Origin of the sequence: Bacillus sp. JJ1533 (genome assembly GCF_036965045.1) — a bacterium.
Classification (GTDB): domain Bacteria; phylum Bacillota; class Bacilli; order Bacillales; family Bacillaceae_L; genus Ferdinandcohnia.
In genome coordinates this window covers 24,786-39,522 of the sequence record NZ_JBALOV010000003.1, presented here as the reverse complement: position 1 = coordinate 39,522, position 14,737 = coordinate 24,786, and the positions used below count along the sequence as shown (strand labels likewise).

The window sequence follows — 14,737 nt, the reverse complement described above, 5'->3', positions numbered from 1 at the left end:
CCCATGAGTAACGAACCGAAAATACCAATAAAAAATATTTACCATATGCTTTGTTATGCGTGGAATGTCTTGGATCAGTCAGGTAATGTGTTTGGTGGAAGTGAGAAGTTTGATACAATCCATAACTTATTAGCGAGAATTTATATTAACGGCACGAGTAATCTCATTAAAAGAGGACTCAATCGTCATTATATTCAAGAGACGGAGTCCCTATCCACGCTGAGGGGTAAAATAAGCATCGGGGATTCATTGAAACAACAAACGTTTCAACATGGCAGGATGGTATGTGACTATGACCATTTTTCTGAAAAAATGATGCTGAATAGAATCATTAAAACTACACTTTTTTTGTTATTGAAGGCACCCCAAGTAAATAACGATTTAAAGAAAAAACTTTTGAAGTTTCGGTTGCATTTTTCTGACGTGGACGATGTTGTATTCTCGCCAGTTTTGTTTTCCAAATTAAGATATCATCGCAATAACAAACACTACCGAATGCTGATGAATGTTAGTGAGTTAATTTATAAAGGACTTATCGCTAAAGAGTCAAATGGTAACTTGGAGTTTGCAGATTTCATTAGGGACCAGCAAATGAGTAAGTTGTATGAAAAGTTCGTACTCCAATTTTATCGAACTCATTTAGAGGCATTAGTTTATCGTGTACACTCTCCGAAAATCAACTGGGACCTGGGAGAAGAAGTTGATGAAGAAGTGATACACATGCTACCGGAAATGCGTACAGACATTGTAGTGGAAAACAAAGTAGCAAATACACAGCTCATTATCGATACGAAGTATTATCCTAAAGCCCTTGTCTCTAGTAATTGGAGTGATTTAGATAAAATCAGGACCAATCACCTGTATCAAATTTATGCTTATCTAAACAATAGCCAGTTCGCAGGAAAGAAAAATGGTGTACTTTTATACCCAACAGTTGAAAAAGAATTAAACGCCAAATTTCCAATCGGCGGAAAAGGTATCTCTGTTCTAACGTTAAATTTGGGAACGGACTGGGAAGAGATTGAGGATAGATTGCTAGGGATTGTGGGGTGATTTTTTTAGATTTAGTGCACTGCGTAAAAGCCTTCGTGAAGGGGGATGTATTTCAAAGTTACCTTTCAGATGTAATCAACTGTGATATGATTTGTGATCCACTGGTTAGCCTGACGCAAGATTGAACTTTGTGTGAGTGCTATCATATTTTTTAAGCAAGATTTTACGCTAGTTAACTGAAAAACCTTATAAAATCAATACTTTGACTGCTATTACGCCCCCGACCAACGATATCCAATAGAAGAAATGCACTAACAGAGTGTTAAAATATGCGCTCTGTTTTTTTACTTATTTTTAAACTTACTTAATAGATATGGTAAAATATTCATACTACATTTACGGAGGGTCCATAAATGATCGTCTACGAAGCAAGCAAACAAGAATTTCTTGATCATGTCGATAAAGATGTACTTGTTTCTCATATTCTGAATCAATTTGAATTGAAATTAGGACGCACAAGTGAGTCGGAAATTCGGTCCTGGGATAATTCGATGTTACATATGTATCGTGTTCTAAATGATGAATCAATTCCGGATGATGCTGGTGTGGCCATCGAATATAAGATTCCATATACATCAAAACGAGTGGATTTTCTTCTATCAGGACATGATGGGGAGAAAGATTCTGTGGTTATTGTTGAACTGAAACAATGGTCGGAGGTACAAAAGGTTGAGGGGAAAGAGGCAATTGTTAAAACTGCCATTAACCGCGGATTGCATGAAGTAACGCATCCATCCTATCAAGCCTGGTCCTATGCGGCATTAATTGAAGATTACAATGAAAACGTGCAAGAACAATTCATTCAACTAAAGCCATGTGCCTATTTACATAATTATCGAATCCGCCCAAATGATCCGTTAACTGATGAACATTATAATTACTATCTTAACCTTGCACCAGTATATGCAAAAGGTGAGGTTGAGAAACTACGAAGTTTTATAAAAAAATACATAAAGTACGGTGATCAAAAGGAAATTTTATATCGAATCGAGCAAGGAAGAATTAGACCTTCAAAATCACTCCAGGACTCATTAGCAAACATGCTAAAGGGTAACGAAGAGTTTGTCATGATTGATGAACAGAAGGTATTTTATGAGACTGCGCTTCAGTTAGCAAAGAGAGCAATTAAAACGGACACTAAACAAGTCATGATCATAGAAGGTGGTCCTGGTACAGGAAAATCTGTTTTAGCTATCAATTTATTAGTGGCATTGACGAATAAAGCTATGACATGTCAATACGTGACAAAAAACTCAGCACCTCGTAATGTATATTCCACAAAGCTAAAAGGTGATTTTAGAAAAACAAGGATTGATAACCTTTTTAAAGGTTCTGGAAGCTATACAGAGTCTGAACAAGATGAATTAGATGTATTGATCGTGGATGAAGCCCATCGGCTTAATGAAAAGTCAGGGATGTTTCAAAATCTGGGAGAGAACCAGGTAAAAGAAATCATCCATACTGCTAGAATGTCTGTATTCTTTATTGACGAAAATCAGCGGGTAACCTTGAAGGACATTGGAAGCATAGAAATGATTAGAAAATATGCAAAAGAATATGGAGCAGAAGTGACATCGGGAGTTCTAGCTTCACAGTTTAGATGTGACGGTTCAGATGGGTATATCGCTTGGCTTGATGATGTCTTGCAGATTCGTGAAACAGCAAATGCCAATGATATGGGCTTAGACTATGATTTCAAGGTGTTTTCAGATCCGAATGAGATGAAGAGAGAGATTGAAAAGAAAAATAAAATCAAAAACAAATCTAGAATTGTTTCAGGTTATTGCTGGGAGTGGCCTAAAGGTAACCGTACAAAATCGAATTATCATGATATTAAAATTGAAGAATATAATTTTGGTATGAGCTGGAACCTAGACAGTACAACCACATGGGCTATTGATCAAAACTCAATACATGAAGCAGGATGTATTCATACTTGTCAGGGGTTAGAGTTTGATTATGTTGGTGTTATTATCGGTGATGACTTACGCTATGAAAATGGACAAGTAATCACGGATTACTCGAAACGTGCTAAAACTGATCAATCCCTCAAAGGAATAAAGAAAATGCTTAAGGAAAAGCCCGAGGAAGCAAGAGAAACCGCAGATAAAATAATTCGAAACACCTATCGTACATTAATGACTAGAGGACAAAAAGGCTGTTATGTTTTCTGTACCGACAAGTATTTGGAAAAGTATTTAAGATCCCGATTGAAAAGGATAAGTATGTACAGTGAAAAAGGATTCGGTAATTTGAAGGCGGCGGAGGAAAAGGAAGGTTATTAATTACATTACATATTAGAATAATGGATCCATTTAGGAAGGCTCATGCATGTTGGAAAAACAACGTTTATGAGCATTTTCTTTTTTTATAGAAAAGGTCCTGTTGACCTAATAGTACTACTCTCCCAACCTTTACAACTCCCCAACCTTCCTGTATGATTTGAATTGAAATATTATACTGATTTTTCTGATTTTGAAAGCGGGTGGAAGGGGAATGGAGGAGCGGATTTTAGTTTTGATTCGTAAGAGAAGGCATTCGATGATGTATGCGTTGGCGACTGCCTTGCTGTTTTATTTTTTGCTTCCGTTGTCTCTTATTTTCATTCCTGATGTGATGAATCGGCCAAGCTTTCTTTTTCATATTCCTTGGGCATGGGTGTATGCCTTTTTGCAAATTCCGATGACGTGGTTTTTCTGCAGCCTTTATCATGTCACGGCGAAAAAGCTTGATCGACAGATGGAAGAGTTTCAGGAGGAATACTTGTGAATCCTACTTATTTTTTATTCCTTATTTATATTATTGTTTGTACCTTGATTATTACCTATTGGGCAGCGAAGCGCAGTAACACAACGAATCGGTTTTATATTGCGGCTGGGACCTTAACCGGTTTTCAGAATGGCATGGCGATTGCAGGCGATTTCATCAGTGCCGCCTCTTTTCTCGGTATCGTTGGAATGGTGGCGATTCGTGGCTATGATGGTTTTTTATATTCGATTGGCTTTTTAGTATCATATCTAGTTGTCTTGTTTTTAATTGCGGAACCGATTCATCGCCTTGGGAAGTATTCGCTTGGCGATGTTATGTGTTCCCGGTTTCCAAGTGAGAAGATGCGTTTAATGATGGCATTTTGTACGGTGATCATCTCGATTCTCTATATCATCCCTCAGCTTGTTGCTTCAGGATTTCTGCTTCGTTTGCTGCTTGATATCGATTATTCCATATCAGTTATTGTCATCGGGGGATTAATGACGATTTACGTCGTTGTAGGTGGGATGATTGCGACTTCTTGGGTGCAGATTGTGAAGACCGTCCTTCTGATGTCAGGAACGTTTCTGCTCACCCTTATCGTTTTTTCTCATTTTAATTGGGATGCTGGGAAGTTAATTGCAGAGGTAAAAACAGGCACGCCATTAGGAGAAACCTTTTTCCTTCCTGGAAATTTATATGACAATCCACTGGAATTTTTGTCGCTCCAGCTTGCACTCGTGCTTGGTACAGCCGGATTGCCACATATTTTAATCCGACTTTTTACGGTTAGTAATACATTTGAGGTTCGCAGATCGCTCATCAGCGCAACCTGGATTATTGGCACTTTTTATATCATGACTCTTGTCTTAGGCTTTGGGACGATTGCCTTCTTGGGATATGATTTGCTCATGGAACTGGATCCAACCGGTAATTTAGCTGCACCCTTACTTGCGAAGGCAGTCGGTGGCGACTTCTTGTTGGCGTTTGTTTCGGCGATTGCTTTTACAACGATTGTAGCGGTTGTGGCAGGGCTTGTAATTTCCGCGACGACTGCTTTTTCCCATGATATTTTCCATCACATCTTAAAAAGAGGAAAATCAACTGAGAAGGAGCAATTGCGGGCTGCCCGTTGGTCGGCTTTAGGAATCGGATTGATTTCCACGGTGGTTTCGTTACGTTTGGAGACCATTAATGTCACCTTTCTTGTATCGATGACGTTCATTGTGGCGGCATCTAGTATTTTCCCGGTTCTTTTATTAACGATATATTGGAAACGCTTTACCGAGGTGGGAGTTATGACGGGGATGGTGACGGGTCTGGCTGCTTCCTTGTTTTTTGTTATGTTAGGTCCTTACATTATGAACCCAACTGATGGATGGATTAGAGAAGAGGCCGTGTTTTCTCTCTATAATCCCGGTATTATCACCATTCCGATTGGCTTTCTTGGTGCATATCTAGGAACCATTTTTTCAAGGAAGAAGTCCCAGTCCATCACAGAATTTAACGAGTTTACGATTCAAGCACAGTCCGGCATCGCCTCAAGGAGAGAAAAGAAATGGAAAGCTTAACGATCATTTTGTTTGAACGGTTGGGCCTGCTTCTTATTGTTGCATTTGTGATGACACGGACACCTGGCTTCAGATCTTTACTCTATCGGACGTATAGTGTGAAGATGTCACTCGTCCATGCCGGGGTGTTTGGCTTATTTGGAATCGCCAGTACGTTTACAGGGATTGTCATCGACGAGAATGGGGTCTTCGGTCATCAATTAGTTCTTTTTCCAGTTGGGGAGCAACACCTAATTGTTAGCATGAGTCTTGTTGCAATCGTCATTGCGGGTTTATTGGGAGGGCCGATCCTTGGTTTGGGTGCAGGTTTGATTACCGGGATTCATCTCCTTTTTCTTGGTGGTGTCGGGGCATTGGCAAATGCCCTTGTTAATCCGATTACAGGCTTACTGGCAGGATTAACGGCACGCTTTTTTTCCAACGAACGCGTCATTTCTCCGCTGAAGGCTTTATTTATTGGCGTGTTTCCTCCTATATTGCACATGCAATTATTGCTCATTATGTACTCAAATCAAATCGATATGATTTCAGTCGTTAATACAATTGGGTTACCACTTGTGTTATCCAATAGTGCAGCGATTGCCATTTTTACAGCGATGATTGGAATTGTCCTGCGTGAACAAGAAAATGAGGCGGCTTTAGCCTCGAAACAAGCATTAACCATTGCGAAGGAGGCACTCCCTTTTTTAAAAAAGGACTCTCCTCTTGAGGTGGCAAACGGCTTAGCGGATTTATTACATAGTCGCCTGAGGCTTGCAGCTGTTTCGATTACAGATCAAAAGGAGGTCTTAGCTCATAAAGGGTTAGGAGAAGATCATCATCATTCGGGTGATCCAGTTATCGCACATCCAGCACAAAAGGCGATTGAATTGAAAAAAATCCAGGTTACACATGTGAAAGCAGATCTCATGTGTACTCATAAAAAATGCAGTCTTGAGGCTGCTATTTTCATACCTATTATAGAAGATGATCGAGTGACCTATCTAATTACGTTCCATTTTCGTAATGCAGAGCATATTTCTCCAGTTGAACTGATGATGGCACAAGGGCTCGGCCAATTTATTTCCGATCAATTGAATATGCTTGGAGCGGAAAAACTAAAAGCACATATTCGAGATGCCGAATTAAGGAATTTACAAGCACAAATCAATCCGCATTTTTTATTTAATACCCTTCAATTAATTGCGGGTTTGTTCCGGGAAAACCCAGCGAAGGCTCGTCTCATCACATTGCAGCTAGCAAGTTTTATGAGGTTTAATCTGCGCTTAGTATCGAAATCACTGGTTGAGCTTGAAAAAGAGTGTGAGCATGCGGAAGCTTATACCTCTATTATTCAGGAACGATTTAAAGGAAGATTAGACATTACTTTTGAAAAACCGGAAGATCTTCCCCCTATTTATATTCCGCCATCAACCATTCAGCCTTTGATTGAAAACTCGGTTCAACACGGCTTAAAGAATGTAATCGATGGTGCAAAGATTGATATTATCATAGAAAAAGAGAATGGGAGACTTACCGTTTTAGTTCGGGATAATGGCAGAGGTTTTCCTACACATATTCTGCCGATTGTCAGTCATCAGCCATTAGTCGGTGATCATAATGGGGGAATCGGAATCTATAATGTGAACGAACGATTGGTTCATTTAGTAGGAGAGTCTGCGAGATTGCATATTCGCAATTTGTCTAATGGGGGCAGTGAAGTGAAGTTTTCAATTCCAATACCAAATCAATATGAAGAAAAGCAGGTGATGGGATGAATATTCGTGCGATGATTGCTGAAGATGAGATGATGGCAAGAAAGGAATTGCTGTATTTATTGCAGGATGAGAAGGGAATTATCCTCACTCCGCATGCAGAAACGGGAGAACAATTAATAGAGTTATATGCCGAACATCGGCCGGATGTTATTTTTCTTGACGTAGAGATGCCCGGTCTGACTGGAATCGAAGCAGCACGCTATATTTTGAAACAGGAGACAGACACAACTCCTTTATTTGTGTTCACGACGGCATATGATGAGTATGCCATGGATGCGTTTGAAGTAGAGGCGGTTGACTACTTATTAAAGCCCTATGATGAAACACGATTTCGAAGGACGATGAACCGCATTCGCAAAAGCTTGGCGAATCGAGAGAAGAGGAGTGAAGCAACAGAGAAGAAAAAAGCACCAACGATGAAGTCAAAGATCTTAATTGATGATGGAGAACGGATGGTGGTCGTCGCTCCTGATTCGATTTACTACGCTGTACCAAACAACCGTTTATTAGAGGTTCATACTGAGGATAAGGTCATCATGAGTCGGATGACTTTACAAGAATTAGAGGATCAGCTGGCTGGTCATATGTTTTTCCGTGCCCACCGCAGTTATTTGGTCAATCTAAATCATATTTTAGAAATCACGCCATGGTTTAATGGAACGTGTAATTTGACGCTAAAGGATAAAAATCGAACAAAAATCCCTGTTAGCCGGTCTGCGAGTAAATCTATTTTTACTCTTTTCAAATGAGGAACAATGTCTAAAACCATTCACCAGCCAACCTTTACCATTCACCCTTCATTTTCAACCGTTCATTCATTTTTCGATTATATAATATTCGTAATATATATAATTATCTATAAACTAACGGAAGGGGATGGTTGATTTTGGCCCAAAAGGAACTCGCTTATGGCAAGAAGAAAAGTGTAGATTATGAAAAGGTGCAAAGCAGTCCGCAGTTTAAGCAATTTTTGCGAAGAAAAAGAGCATTTATCGTTCCGATGACCGTATTTTTCATGATTTTTTACTTTTTGTTGCCTATTTTCACCTCCTATACAACATTCTTAAACAGCCCAGCCATTGGAGATATTTCTTGGACTTGGATTTTTGCCGTTTCACAGTTTGTGATGGTTTGGGTGTTAAGTAGCATCTATGTAAAAAAAGCTTCTTCATTTGATAAAGATGCCGAACAAATTATTGATGAGCAGTTAAAATAAGGGGGGAATGTAAATGGATCCTATCGTAGTAACTCTTTTTCTCGCAATCGTCATTCTGACGCTTGTCATTACCTATATTGCAGCAAAACAAACGAAATCCACTGGAGATTTTTATACAGCAGGTGGTGGATTAACTGGATGGCAAAATGGACTAGCAATCGCTGGTGACTATTTATCGGCAGCATCCTTCCTTGGTATTGCCGGAATGATTGCTTTACAAGGGTTTGACGGATTTTTCTATAGTATCGGATTTTTAATTGCTTATTTAGTTGTCTTGTTTTTAGTGGCAGAGCCATTGCGTAACCTTGGTAAGTATACATTAGCCGATATGATCAATTCTCGTTTTGAGGCGAAAAAAGTAAGAGGGGCTGCGGCTCTTAGTACAATTACGATTGTTCTTTTCTATATGATTGCACAGCTTGTGGGTGCGGGCGCACTTATCCAGCTTTTATTCGAGATTCCATATTGGATAGCCGTGTTAATTGTTGGGGTTATGATGACGATTTACGTTCTATTTGGTGGAATGATTGCAACGAGCTGGGTACAAATTACAAAGGCTGTACTATTGATGGCCGGAATGATTGTCATCTCCTTCCTAGTCCTTCTCAAATTTAACTTTAATATCGGGGCCATGTTTACAGAAGTGAAAACGGCAACGAGTCATGGTGCAGATTATTTAAATCCAGGAATTAAATATACAAATCCGTTAGGAACACTTTCATTAATGCTTGCTTTAGTCCTTGGAACAGCTGGGCTGCCGCACATCCTGATGCGCTTTTTCACGGTAAAGGATGCAAAGACAGCTAGAAGCTCGGTTATTACAGCAACTTGGACAATCGGAATTTTTTACATTTTAACGTTATTCCTTGGCTTTGGGGCTGCTATTTATGTCGGGGAAAGTGAAATTCTCGCAGCCAATAAAGGTGGTAACATGGCTGCACCACTGTTAGCTGAGGCAATTGGCGGTAATATCTTATTTGCCTTCATTTCTGCAGTTGCATTTGCGACAATCTTAGCGGTTGTGGCGGGTCTTGTGTTATCAGGAGCATCTGCATTTGCACATGATATTTACGGACAAATCATTAAAAAAGGAAAGATTACTGAGAAAGAGCAAATGCTAGCAGCACGTTATGCAGCATTAGGTGTATCTGTATTATCGATCCTATTGTCATTAGGTGCTCAATACTTAAACGTCGCCTTCCTCGTTTCGTTAGCATTTTGTATTGCAGCCAGTGCGAATCTGCCTGTTATTTTATACACCGTATATTGGAAACGCTTTAATACATCGGGAGCCATTTGGGGAATTCTTTCCGGTTTAATTTCAGCCTTAGTTTTAGTATCAATGAGTCCTAGTGTATTTTCACCTGTTGAAGGGGCGGCACTATTTGTAGGGAATCCAATCTTCCCATTAGATAATCCTGCACTTATTAGTGTGCCATTAGGTTTCCTTGGTGGATATCTCGGAACGATTTTCTCGAAAGAAAATGATGTGAAGCGCTATGCCGAAGTGGCTGTCCGCGCACATACTGGCTTTAAAAAAGCAGAATAAGAGTTTAGTAGAATACCGCGTTTTATATAAGGGGATTGAATATAAACGTCGTAAAAAATTTAGTAAAGGGATGAAGTGGATTGGTAATGAACCAAGATATAAATGTGGAAGAGAAAGTGACAAGGTATCCACAACAGCCACATGGGGGGAAATTAGTTAACCGTGTTTTAACTGGAGAAGAACGAGATCAAGCGATGGAGCGGGCAAAGCAGCTTCCATACATCATGGTTGATTTGGAGGCTGTCATAACGCTTGAAATGATTGCCACAGGTGTACTCTCTCCAAATGAAGGGTTTATGATTGAAACAGATTACAAATCCGTATTAACAGAAGGGCGCCTGGCTAATGGACTTGTTTGGCCAGTGCCCCTAAGCTTCGCACCGATTGGCGACCGAAATAAGCAAGTGATTCAGACCCTATCTGTGGGAGATGAGGTCGCATTAGTCGATGAAACGAAGGAGCCAGTCGCGATCTTACAATTAGATGATATTTTCGACTATGACCGAGAATTTCGGGCCCAACAATTATTTGGCACGACTGACCGTAATCACCCTGGAGTTGATTCCATTTATCGAAGAATGGGGGAAACGGCATTAGGTGGTCCTATTCAGTTACTTCGCCGTGTCCATTGGGGGCCATTTGAAAATTTGCGGATCGAACCGAAGGATACATGGAAACTATTCTATGAGGAGAAAAAATTCAAATCGGTCGGAGGTTTTATTACCGGTGCAAATCCATTGCATCGCGGTCATGAATATATTCATCGTAATGCACTTGAGGAAATGGATGGCTTATTTGTTCAGCCGCTAGTTGAGATGGCCAAGCGTGAATATACTCGACATGAATACCGTATGTTATCCTATCAGGCTGTGCTTGATACGTATTATCCAAAGGAGAGAACAATTCTTTCACCACTGCGTGTGACCTATATTTTTGCAGGTCCTCGTGAAGCGGTTCTCCATGCCCTTATTATGAAAAATTACGGGTGTACCCATGCATTGATTGGCCGAGATCATGCAGGTGTTGGGGATTATTATGATAAGTATGCAAGTCACACGATATTTGATACGTTTACAAATGAAGAACTAGGCATCGATATTCGGTTATTCCATGAAGTGTTCTATTGCACACGCTGTGACAGCCCAGCAACCGAGCAGACATGTCCGCACGATGATCGGTACCGCATCAATATTTCTGGAACAGGTATCCGTGAATTACTAAGATATGGTGTGTTGCCGCCGAAGGAAATTGTAAGACCGGAATCTGCTCGGATTGCCATGCAAGGTGTGCAGCCTAAAGGTGTCGACGAGGATGGGCTTGCTATTGCTCCTGTTGGAAAAACGATAAAGTCTATTTTTCCTTATTATCTCCATTCAAAGGGAATCGGTGGTTCCAAACGCAAGCGTCCATTAGAGGTGTCTGAGCTCACAATCGACGATTTAGAAGCAGCGATTAAGGATGTCCGCGAAAATGCAGACCGTGTCTATAAGGAAGTCTTTCAAGAATTTAGTTATGTCACAGACCACCTTCGTTCTGTCCAGCCGACTTGGGTAGCAGAAGCGCGCGAATCGATTTCTCGTCAGCAACAAATGGTCGTTGAAAACTTGGAGGTAAAAGTGAGTCGAGCCTTGGAAAAAGCGTCTGATGAATTTTTATACCAGGATAAATCAGAAGCTGAGCGTGAACTAGAGGTAGCGAAGAAAATATTGGACGATATTCCTGCTGCCTTACGTAAAGATGACCTCGAATACCGAACCTGGAATCCGCTTCCATATAAGAGATATCGGGGTAGTGATGAGGAATAGAAATATAAAATAATAGATTGAACGATAATTATATAAAAATAACCTTTTTCACAATCCAGACCAATGGACTAGATAACGACGTTTTCCAATCGGAACGTCGTTTTTTATGGTTTAAAAGGTTATTTTCGCCCTATTGACACTCCCACACCCCCACTGGAAATAACAAATTCTTTACTAAAATAGTATTTTAATGATAGAATTCAATTAGTTGATTCATGCTTAATCTTATTTTTAATAAGAGCGGGGGACCCAATAATTACACGGATACGTTTCCGTTATAGGTGAATTCTGAAAAGAAGGGGCTCAGTGTTTCCGATAGTCCTAACCTGAAAGCTAACCTCGTAAGCAATTTAGTGGGAACGAGAACGATAGAGTTCGAAAGTCGGCACTTGCCGCTTTTTTTGTGGAGAATTATCGTATTCATTTGTTTCCCTTACCTAAGGTAATACGTCAAAAAAAACAACAAGAGGGTGAGGTAATTTATGAAAAAGTTCAAATTAAGTCTAGCGACTCAAATTTTTATTGGTCTTGTATTAGGGATTATCGTCGGTGGGATCTTCTATGGAAGTCCAACGGCACAAAGTGTATTACAGCCATTCGGAGATCTCTTTATCCGACTAATTAAAATGATTGTTGTTCCAATCGTGCTTTCAAGTATCATCGTTGCGATTGCTGGTGTAGGTGATTTGAAATCAGTTGGGAAGTTAGGTGCGAAGTCCCTAACGTATTTTATAGGCATGACATTAGTCGCGATTGCAGTCGGCTTGATTGCTGCCAATATTTTTCAGCCCGGTGCTGGTTTAAATATGGACAAGCTAGAGCAAAGTGATATTTCTGGTTATGTCAACACATCAGAGGAACAAGAAGGCAAATCGATTACTGATACGCTGCTTCATATTGTTCCGACCAATCCAATCCAAGCAATGGTTGAAGGCGATATGCTCGCGATTATCTTCTTTGCGGTCGTGTTTGGTCTAGGAATTGCAGCAATTGGTGAAAAAGGAAAACCTGTTTTACGTTTCTTTGAAGGTATGGCAAATGCCATGTTCTATGTAACCAACTTATTTATGAAGTATGCCCCAATTGGTGTATTTGCATTAATCGGTGTAACAATTTCTAAATATGGGTTTGCATCCCTTATTCCATTAGGGAAATTAGCGATTACTGTATATGGAACGATGATTTTCTTTGTGATTGTTGTGTTAGGCTTACTGGCTAAATTCATTGGGCTTAATATTTTTAAATTACTGAAGATGATCAAAGAAGAGCTCATCTTGGCCTTTTCAACAGCAAGCTCAGAAACCGTCCTTCCGAAAATTATGGACAAAATGGAGAAAGCCGGAAGCCCGAAGCATATTGCGACTTTCGTCATTCCAACAGGTTATTCCTTTAACCTAGATGGATCTGTTCTATATCAAGCCATCGCTTCATTATTTATTGCCCAAATGTATGGAATTCACCTAAGCATTGGTCAACAAATTACGCTTATGTTGGTCTTGATGGTCACATCTAAAGGGATGGCAGGAGTACCTGGAGTTTCCTTTGTTGTGCTATTAGCGACATTTAGTACAATTGGTTTACCAGCTGAAGGGTTAGCCTTTATCGCGGGTATTGACCGTATTCTTGATATGGGACGTACAGCGGTTAACGTAGTAGGAAATTCATTAGCAGCGCTCGTTGTTGCGAAATGGGAAGGTCAATACAAACCACCTGCTAAAGTTGAAACGCTAACTGAAGCTCAAGCTTCTTAATATATACTAAATCAAGTAAGCACATTTCTAAACAATAGAAATGTGCTTATTTTTTTGTATAAAAATAACATCTTCAAAATTAGGATAACAGCCTGCATGCCTATTGCATAAGATAAAAGAACATGAAGGGGGAGTGATCAATATGCCTACTCATATCAATATTTATAGCATGAAAGTTAACAGCATTTCGAATAACGGTTCAGTGAATATTGGTGAATCCTTTCATAATGCTCACACAGCAAACTCAAAGTCCCAAGGGGAAAATTCATCCTATGGAGATCTTTCACCAACGACTGCAGGAATGGAGAATGTGTATATTGATCCAGATTTAAATGATCAAGGCGATATCGGTAACCCAGCAGTTGTAAATGCAGCTCAGGATTGATTGCTGTTAACCTTTATTCAGCAGAAGTCTCTCTACAATTAGGCGAATGTAATGAAGGATAAAGTCAAAGAGAAAGGAATAAAAAAGATGCCCTATATGATCAATATCTTTAATATAAAGACGAATAGTATGAGTCAAAATGCGAATTTTGATATTGGCGGAACGGTTCATAACAGCCATACGGCCAATTCAAAAAATATATCATTAAGCTTTTCTTTAGGGGATTTATCACCCAATTCATCTATAACTGCAGGGGGTTATTTGGATACAGATGTGTCCGATCAAGATCAGATTTTCAACCCATCATTACCGGTTTCAAATCAATTTTAGCTTCGGTTTAAGGAGGTTATCCCATGTTCCCGTTTCAATCCTTCTTTCCTTTTAAGGATATCATGCAGCAGTTGTTGAAACATTCAGGAGAGTCTTCGAGCATTGAAAAATTTGTTCAAGAATCTATCTCAAAATCAATGTCAACTTCCCTGGATCTTTTTCAAAATAATGCATCTGTATTGAATCGTGCTTTTCATGAGAATCAAGTAAGTGATGATGGAGAAATATCCTTACCCGAACAATCAACAGAATGTGAATTCACTCCTTCAATATTTGATTCTCATGATCACGTATATGTAAAGTTTAGAATAAAGGATCCGTCGAAATTATCAAACGTAAAAATTTTTCATACATCTAACCAAATCATTATTGAGGGGTATCCGAATAAGGAAAGTTACCATTTGTTTGCCTTGCCTGAGCTTGTAAAGAAAAAAGGAGCTGTGACAAGTTATAAAGATGAGTATCTTCAAATCAAGCTTCCTAAGGCAACCGATACGCAGTATACAGAACTAGATGTCCCTCCTTTTGAATGAAGGGGCATCTACTTCTTATATGACCAAAAATAAGGGGAT

General features: G+C 39.6%; 13 protein-coding genes and 1 riboswitch. All 13 genes read left to right on the top strand.

What is annotated here, in order from left to right:
- Window positions 1-3 precede the first annotated feature (3 nt).
- The 13 genes from mcrC to V7138_RS01195 all read left to right on the top strand — a co-directional run bounded on the left by mcrC (window position 4) and on the right by V7138_RS01195 (window position 14,698).
- A complete protein-coding gene (gene mcrC, locus V7138_RS01255) occupies window positions 4-1,053 on the top strand; it encodes a 5-methylcytosine-specific restriction endonuclease system specificity protein McrC (protein ID WP_335393508.1) in 1,050 nt (349 codons plus the stop codon).
- Window positions 1,054-1,406: 353 nt separating this feature from the next.
- Window positions 1,407-3,338, top strand: a complete 1,932-nt coding sequence (locus V7138_RS01250) for a DUF2075 domain-containing protein (protein ID WP_335393506.1) — start codon at window positions 1,407-1,409, stop codon at window positions 3,336-3,338.
- A 211-nt stretch (window positions 3,339-3,549) separates the two neighbouring features.
- Window positions 3,550-3,822, top strand: a complete 273-nt coding sequence (locus V7138_RS01245) for a DUF485 domain-containing protein (RefSeq protein WP_335393504.1) — start codon at window positions 3,550-3,552, stop codon at window positions 3,820-3,822.
- Window positions 3,819-5,372: a solute symporter family protein gene (locus V7138_RS01240; RefSeq protein WP_335393502.1), complete on the top strand. Its 1,554-nt coding sequence runs from the start codon at window positions 3,819-3,821 to the stop codon at window positions 5,370-5,372. Before V7138_RS01245 ends, V7138_RS01240 begins: the two co-directional genes overlap by 4 nt.
- On the top strand, window positions 5,360-7,129 hold the full coding sequence (locus V7138_RS01235) for a LytS/YhcK type 5TM receptor domain-containing protein (protein ID WP_335393500.1): 1,770 nt from the start codon (window positions 5,360-5,362) through the stop codon (window positions 7,127-7,129). Before V7138_RS01240 ends, V7138_RS01235 begins: the two co-directional genes overlap by 13 nt.
- Window positions 7,126-7,878 carry a LytR/AlgR family response regulator transcription factor gene (locus V7138_RS01230; RefSeq protein ID WP_335393498.1) on the top strand — a complete coding sequence of 251 codons (753 nt, stop codon included), beginning with the start codon at window positions 7,126-7,128 and terminating at the stop codon, window positions 7,876-7,878. The genes V7138_RS01235 and V7138_RS01230 overlap by 4 nt, the downstream gene beginning before the upstream one ends.
- A 137-nt stretch (window positions 7,879-8,015) precedes the next feature.
- The gene (locus V7138_RS01225) at window positions 8,016-8,345 is read left to right on the top strand and encodes a DUF485 domain-containing protein (RefSeq protein WP_335393496.1); all 330 of its coding nucleotides are present in this window, start codon (window positions 8,016-8,018) and stop codon (window positions 8,343-8,345) included.
- Between the two features lie 13 nt (window positions 8,346-8,358).
- A complete protein-coding gene (locus V7138_RS01220) occupies window positions 8,359-9,894 on the top strand; it encodes a solute symporter family protein (protein ID WP_335393494.1) in 1,536 nt (511 codons plus the stop codon).
- Window positions 9,895-9,980: 86 nt separating this feature from the next.
- The gene (locus V7138_RS01215; protein ID WP_335393492.1) at window positions 9,981-11,699 is read left to right on the top strand and encodes a sulfate adenylyltransferase; all 1,719 of its coding nucleotides are present in this window, start codon (window positions 9,981-9,983) and stop codon (window positions 11,697-11,699) included.
- Between the two features lie 206 nt (window positions 11,700-11,905).
- Window positions 11,906-12,062, top strand: a riboswitch (cyclic di-AMP (ydaO/yuaA leader).
- A gap of 119 nt (window positions 12,063-12,181) precedes the next feature.
- Window positions 12,182-13,450 carry a cation:dicarboxylate symporter family transporter gene (locus V7138_RS01210; RefSeq protein ID WP_335393491.1) on the top strand — a complete coding sequence of 423 codons (1,269 nt, stop codon included), beginning with the start codon at window positions 12,182-12,184 and terminating at the stop codon, window positions 13,448-13,450.
- A gap of 142 nt (window positions 13,451-13,592) precedes the next feature.
- Window positions 13,593-13,835 carry a spore germination protein gene (locus V7138_RS01205; RefSeq protein ID WP_335393489.1) on the top strand — a complete coding sequence of 81 codons (243 nt, stop codon included), beginning with the start codon at window positions 13,593-13,595 and terminating at the stop codon, window positions 13,833-13,835.
- An 87-nt stretch (window positions 13,836-13,922) separates the two neighbouring features.
- The gene (locus tag V7138_RS01200; RefSeq protein WP_335393715.1) at window positions 13,923-14,165 is read left to right on the top strand and encodes a spore germination protein; all 243 of its coding nucleotides are present in this window, start codon (window positions 13,923-13,925) and stop codon (window positions 14,163-14,165) included.
- A 23-nt stretch (window positions 14,166-14,188) separates the two neighbouring features.
- Window positions 14,189-14,698 (top strand): Hsp20/alpha crystallin family protein, encoded by a 510-nt coding sequence (locus tag V7138_RS01195; protein WP_335393488.1) that lies wholly within the window; start codon window positions 14,189-14,191, stop codon window positions 14,696-14,698.
- Window positions 14,699-14,737 lie beyond the last annotated feature (39 nt).

What these genes read in the sequence shown, in the direction of transcription:
- V7138_RS01200 (WP_335393715.1), top strand. Translation starts at nt 13,923, where the DNA reads ATGCCCTATATGATCAATATCTTTAATATAAAGACGAATAGTATGAGT.
- V7138_RS01195 (WP_335393488.1), top strand. Translation starts at nt 14,189, where the DNA reads ATGTTCCCGTTTCAATCCTTCTTTCCTTTTAAGGATATCATGCAGCAG.
- V7138_RS01220 (WP_335393494.1), top strand. Translation starts at nt 8,359, where the DNA reads ATGGATCCTATCGTAGTAACTCTTTTTCTCGCAATCGTCATTCTGACG.
- V7138_RS01245 (WP_335393504.1), top strand. Translation starts at nt 3,550, where the DNA reads ATGGAGGAGCGGATTTTAGTTTTGATTCGTAAGAGAAGGCATTCGATG.
- V7138_RS01210 (WP_335393491.1), top strand. Translation starts at nt 12,182, where the DNA reads ATGAAAAAGTTCAAATTAAGTCTAGCGACTCAAATTTTTATTGGTCTT.
- V7138_RS01215 (WP_335393492.1), top strand. Translation starts at nt 9,981, where the DNA reads ATGAACCAAGATATAAATGTGGAAGAGAAAGTGACAAGGTATCCACAA.
- V7138_RS01250 (WP_335393506.1), top strand. Translation starts at nt 1,407, where the DNA reads ATGATCGTCTACGAAGCAAGCAAACAAGAATTTCTTGATCATGTCGAT.
- V7138_RS01205 (WP_335393489.1), top strand. Translation starts at nt 13,593, where the DNA reads ATGCCTACTCATATCAATATTTATAGCATGAAAGTTAACAGCATTTCG.
- mcrC (WP_335393508.1), top strand. Translation starts at nt 4, where the DNA reads ATGAGTAACGAACCGAAAATACCAATAAAAAATATTTACCATATGCTT.
- V7138_RS01235 (WP_335393500.1), top strand. Translation starts at nt 5,360, where the DNA reads ATGGAAAGCTTAACGATCATTTTGTTTGAACGGTTGGGCCTGCTTCTT.
- V7138_RS01230 (WP_335393498.1), top strand. Translation starts at nt 7,126, where the DNA reads ATGAATATTCGTGCGATGATTGCTGAAGATGAGATGATGGCAAGAAAG.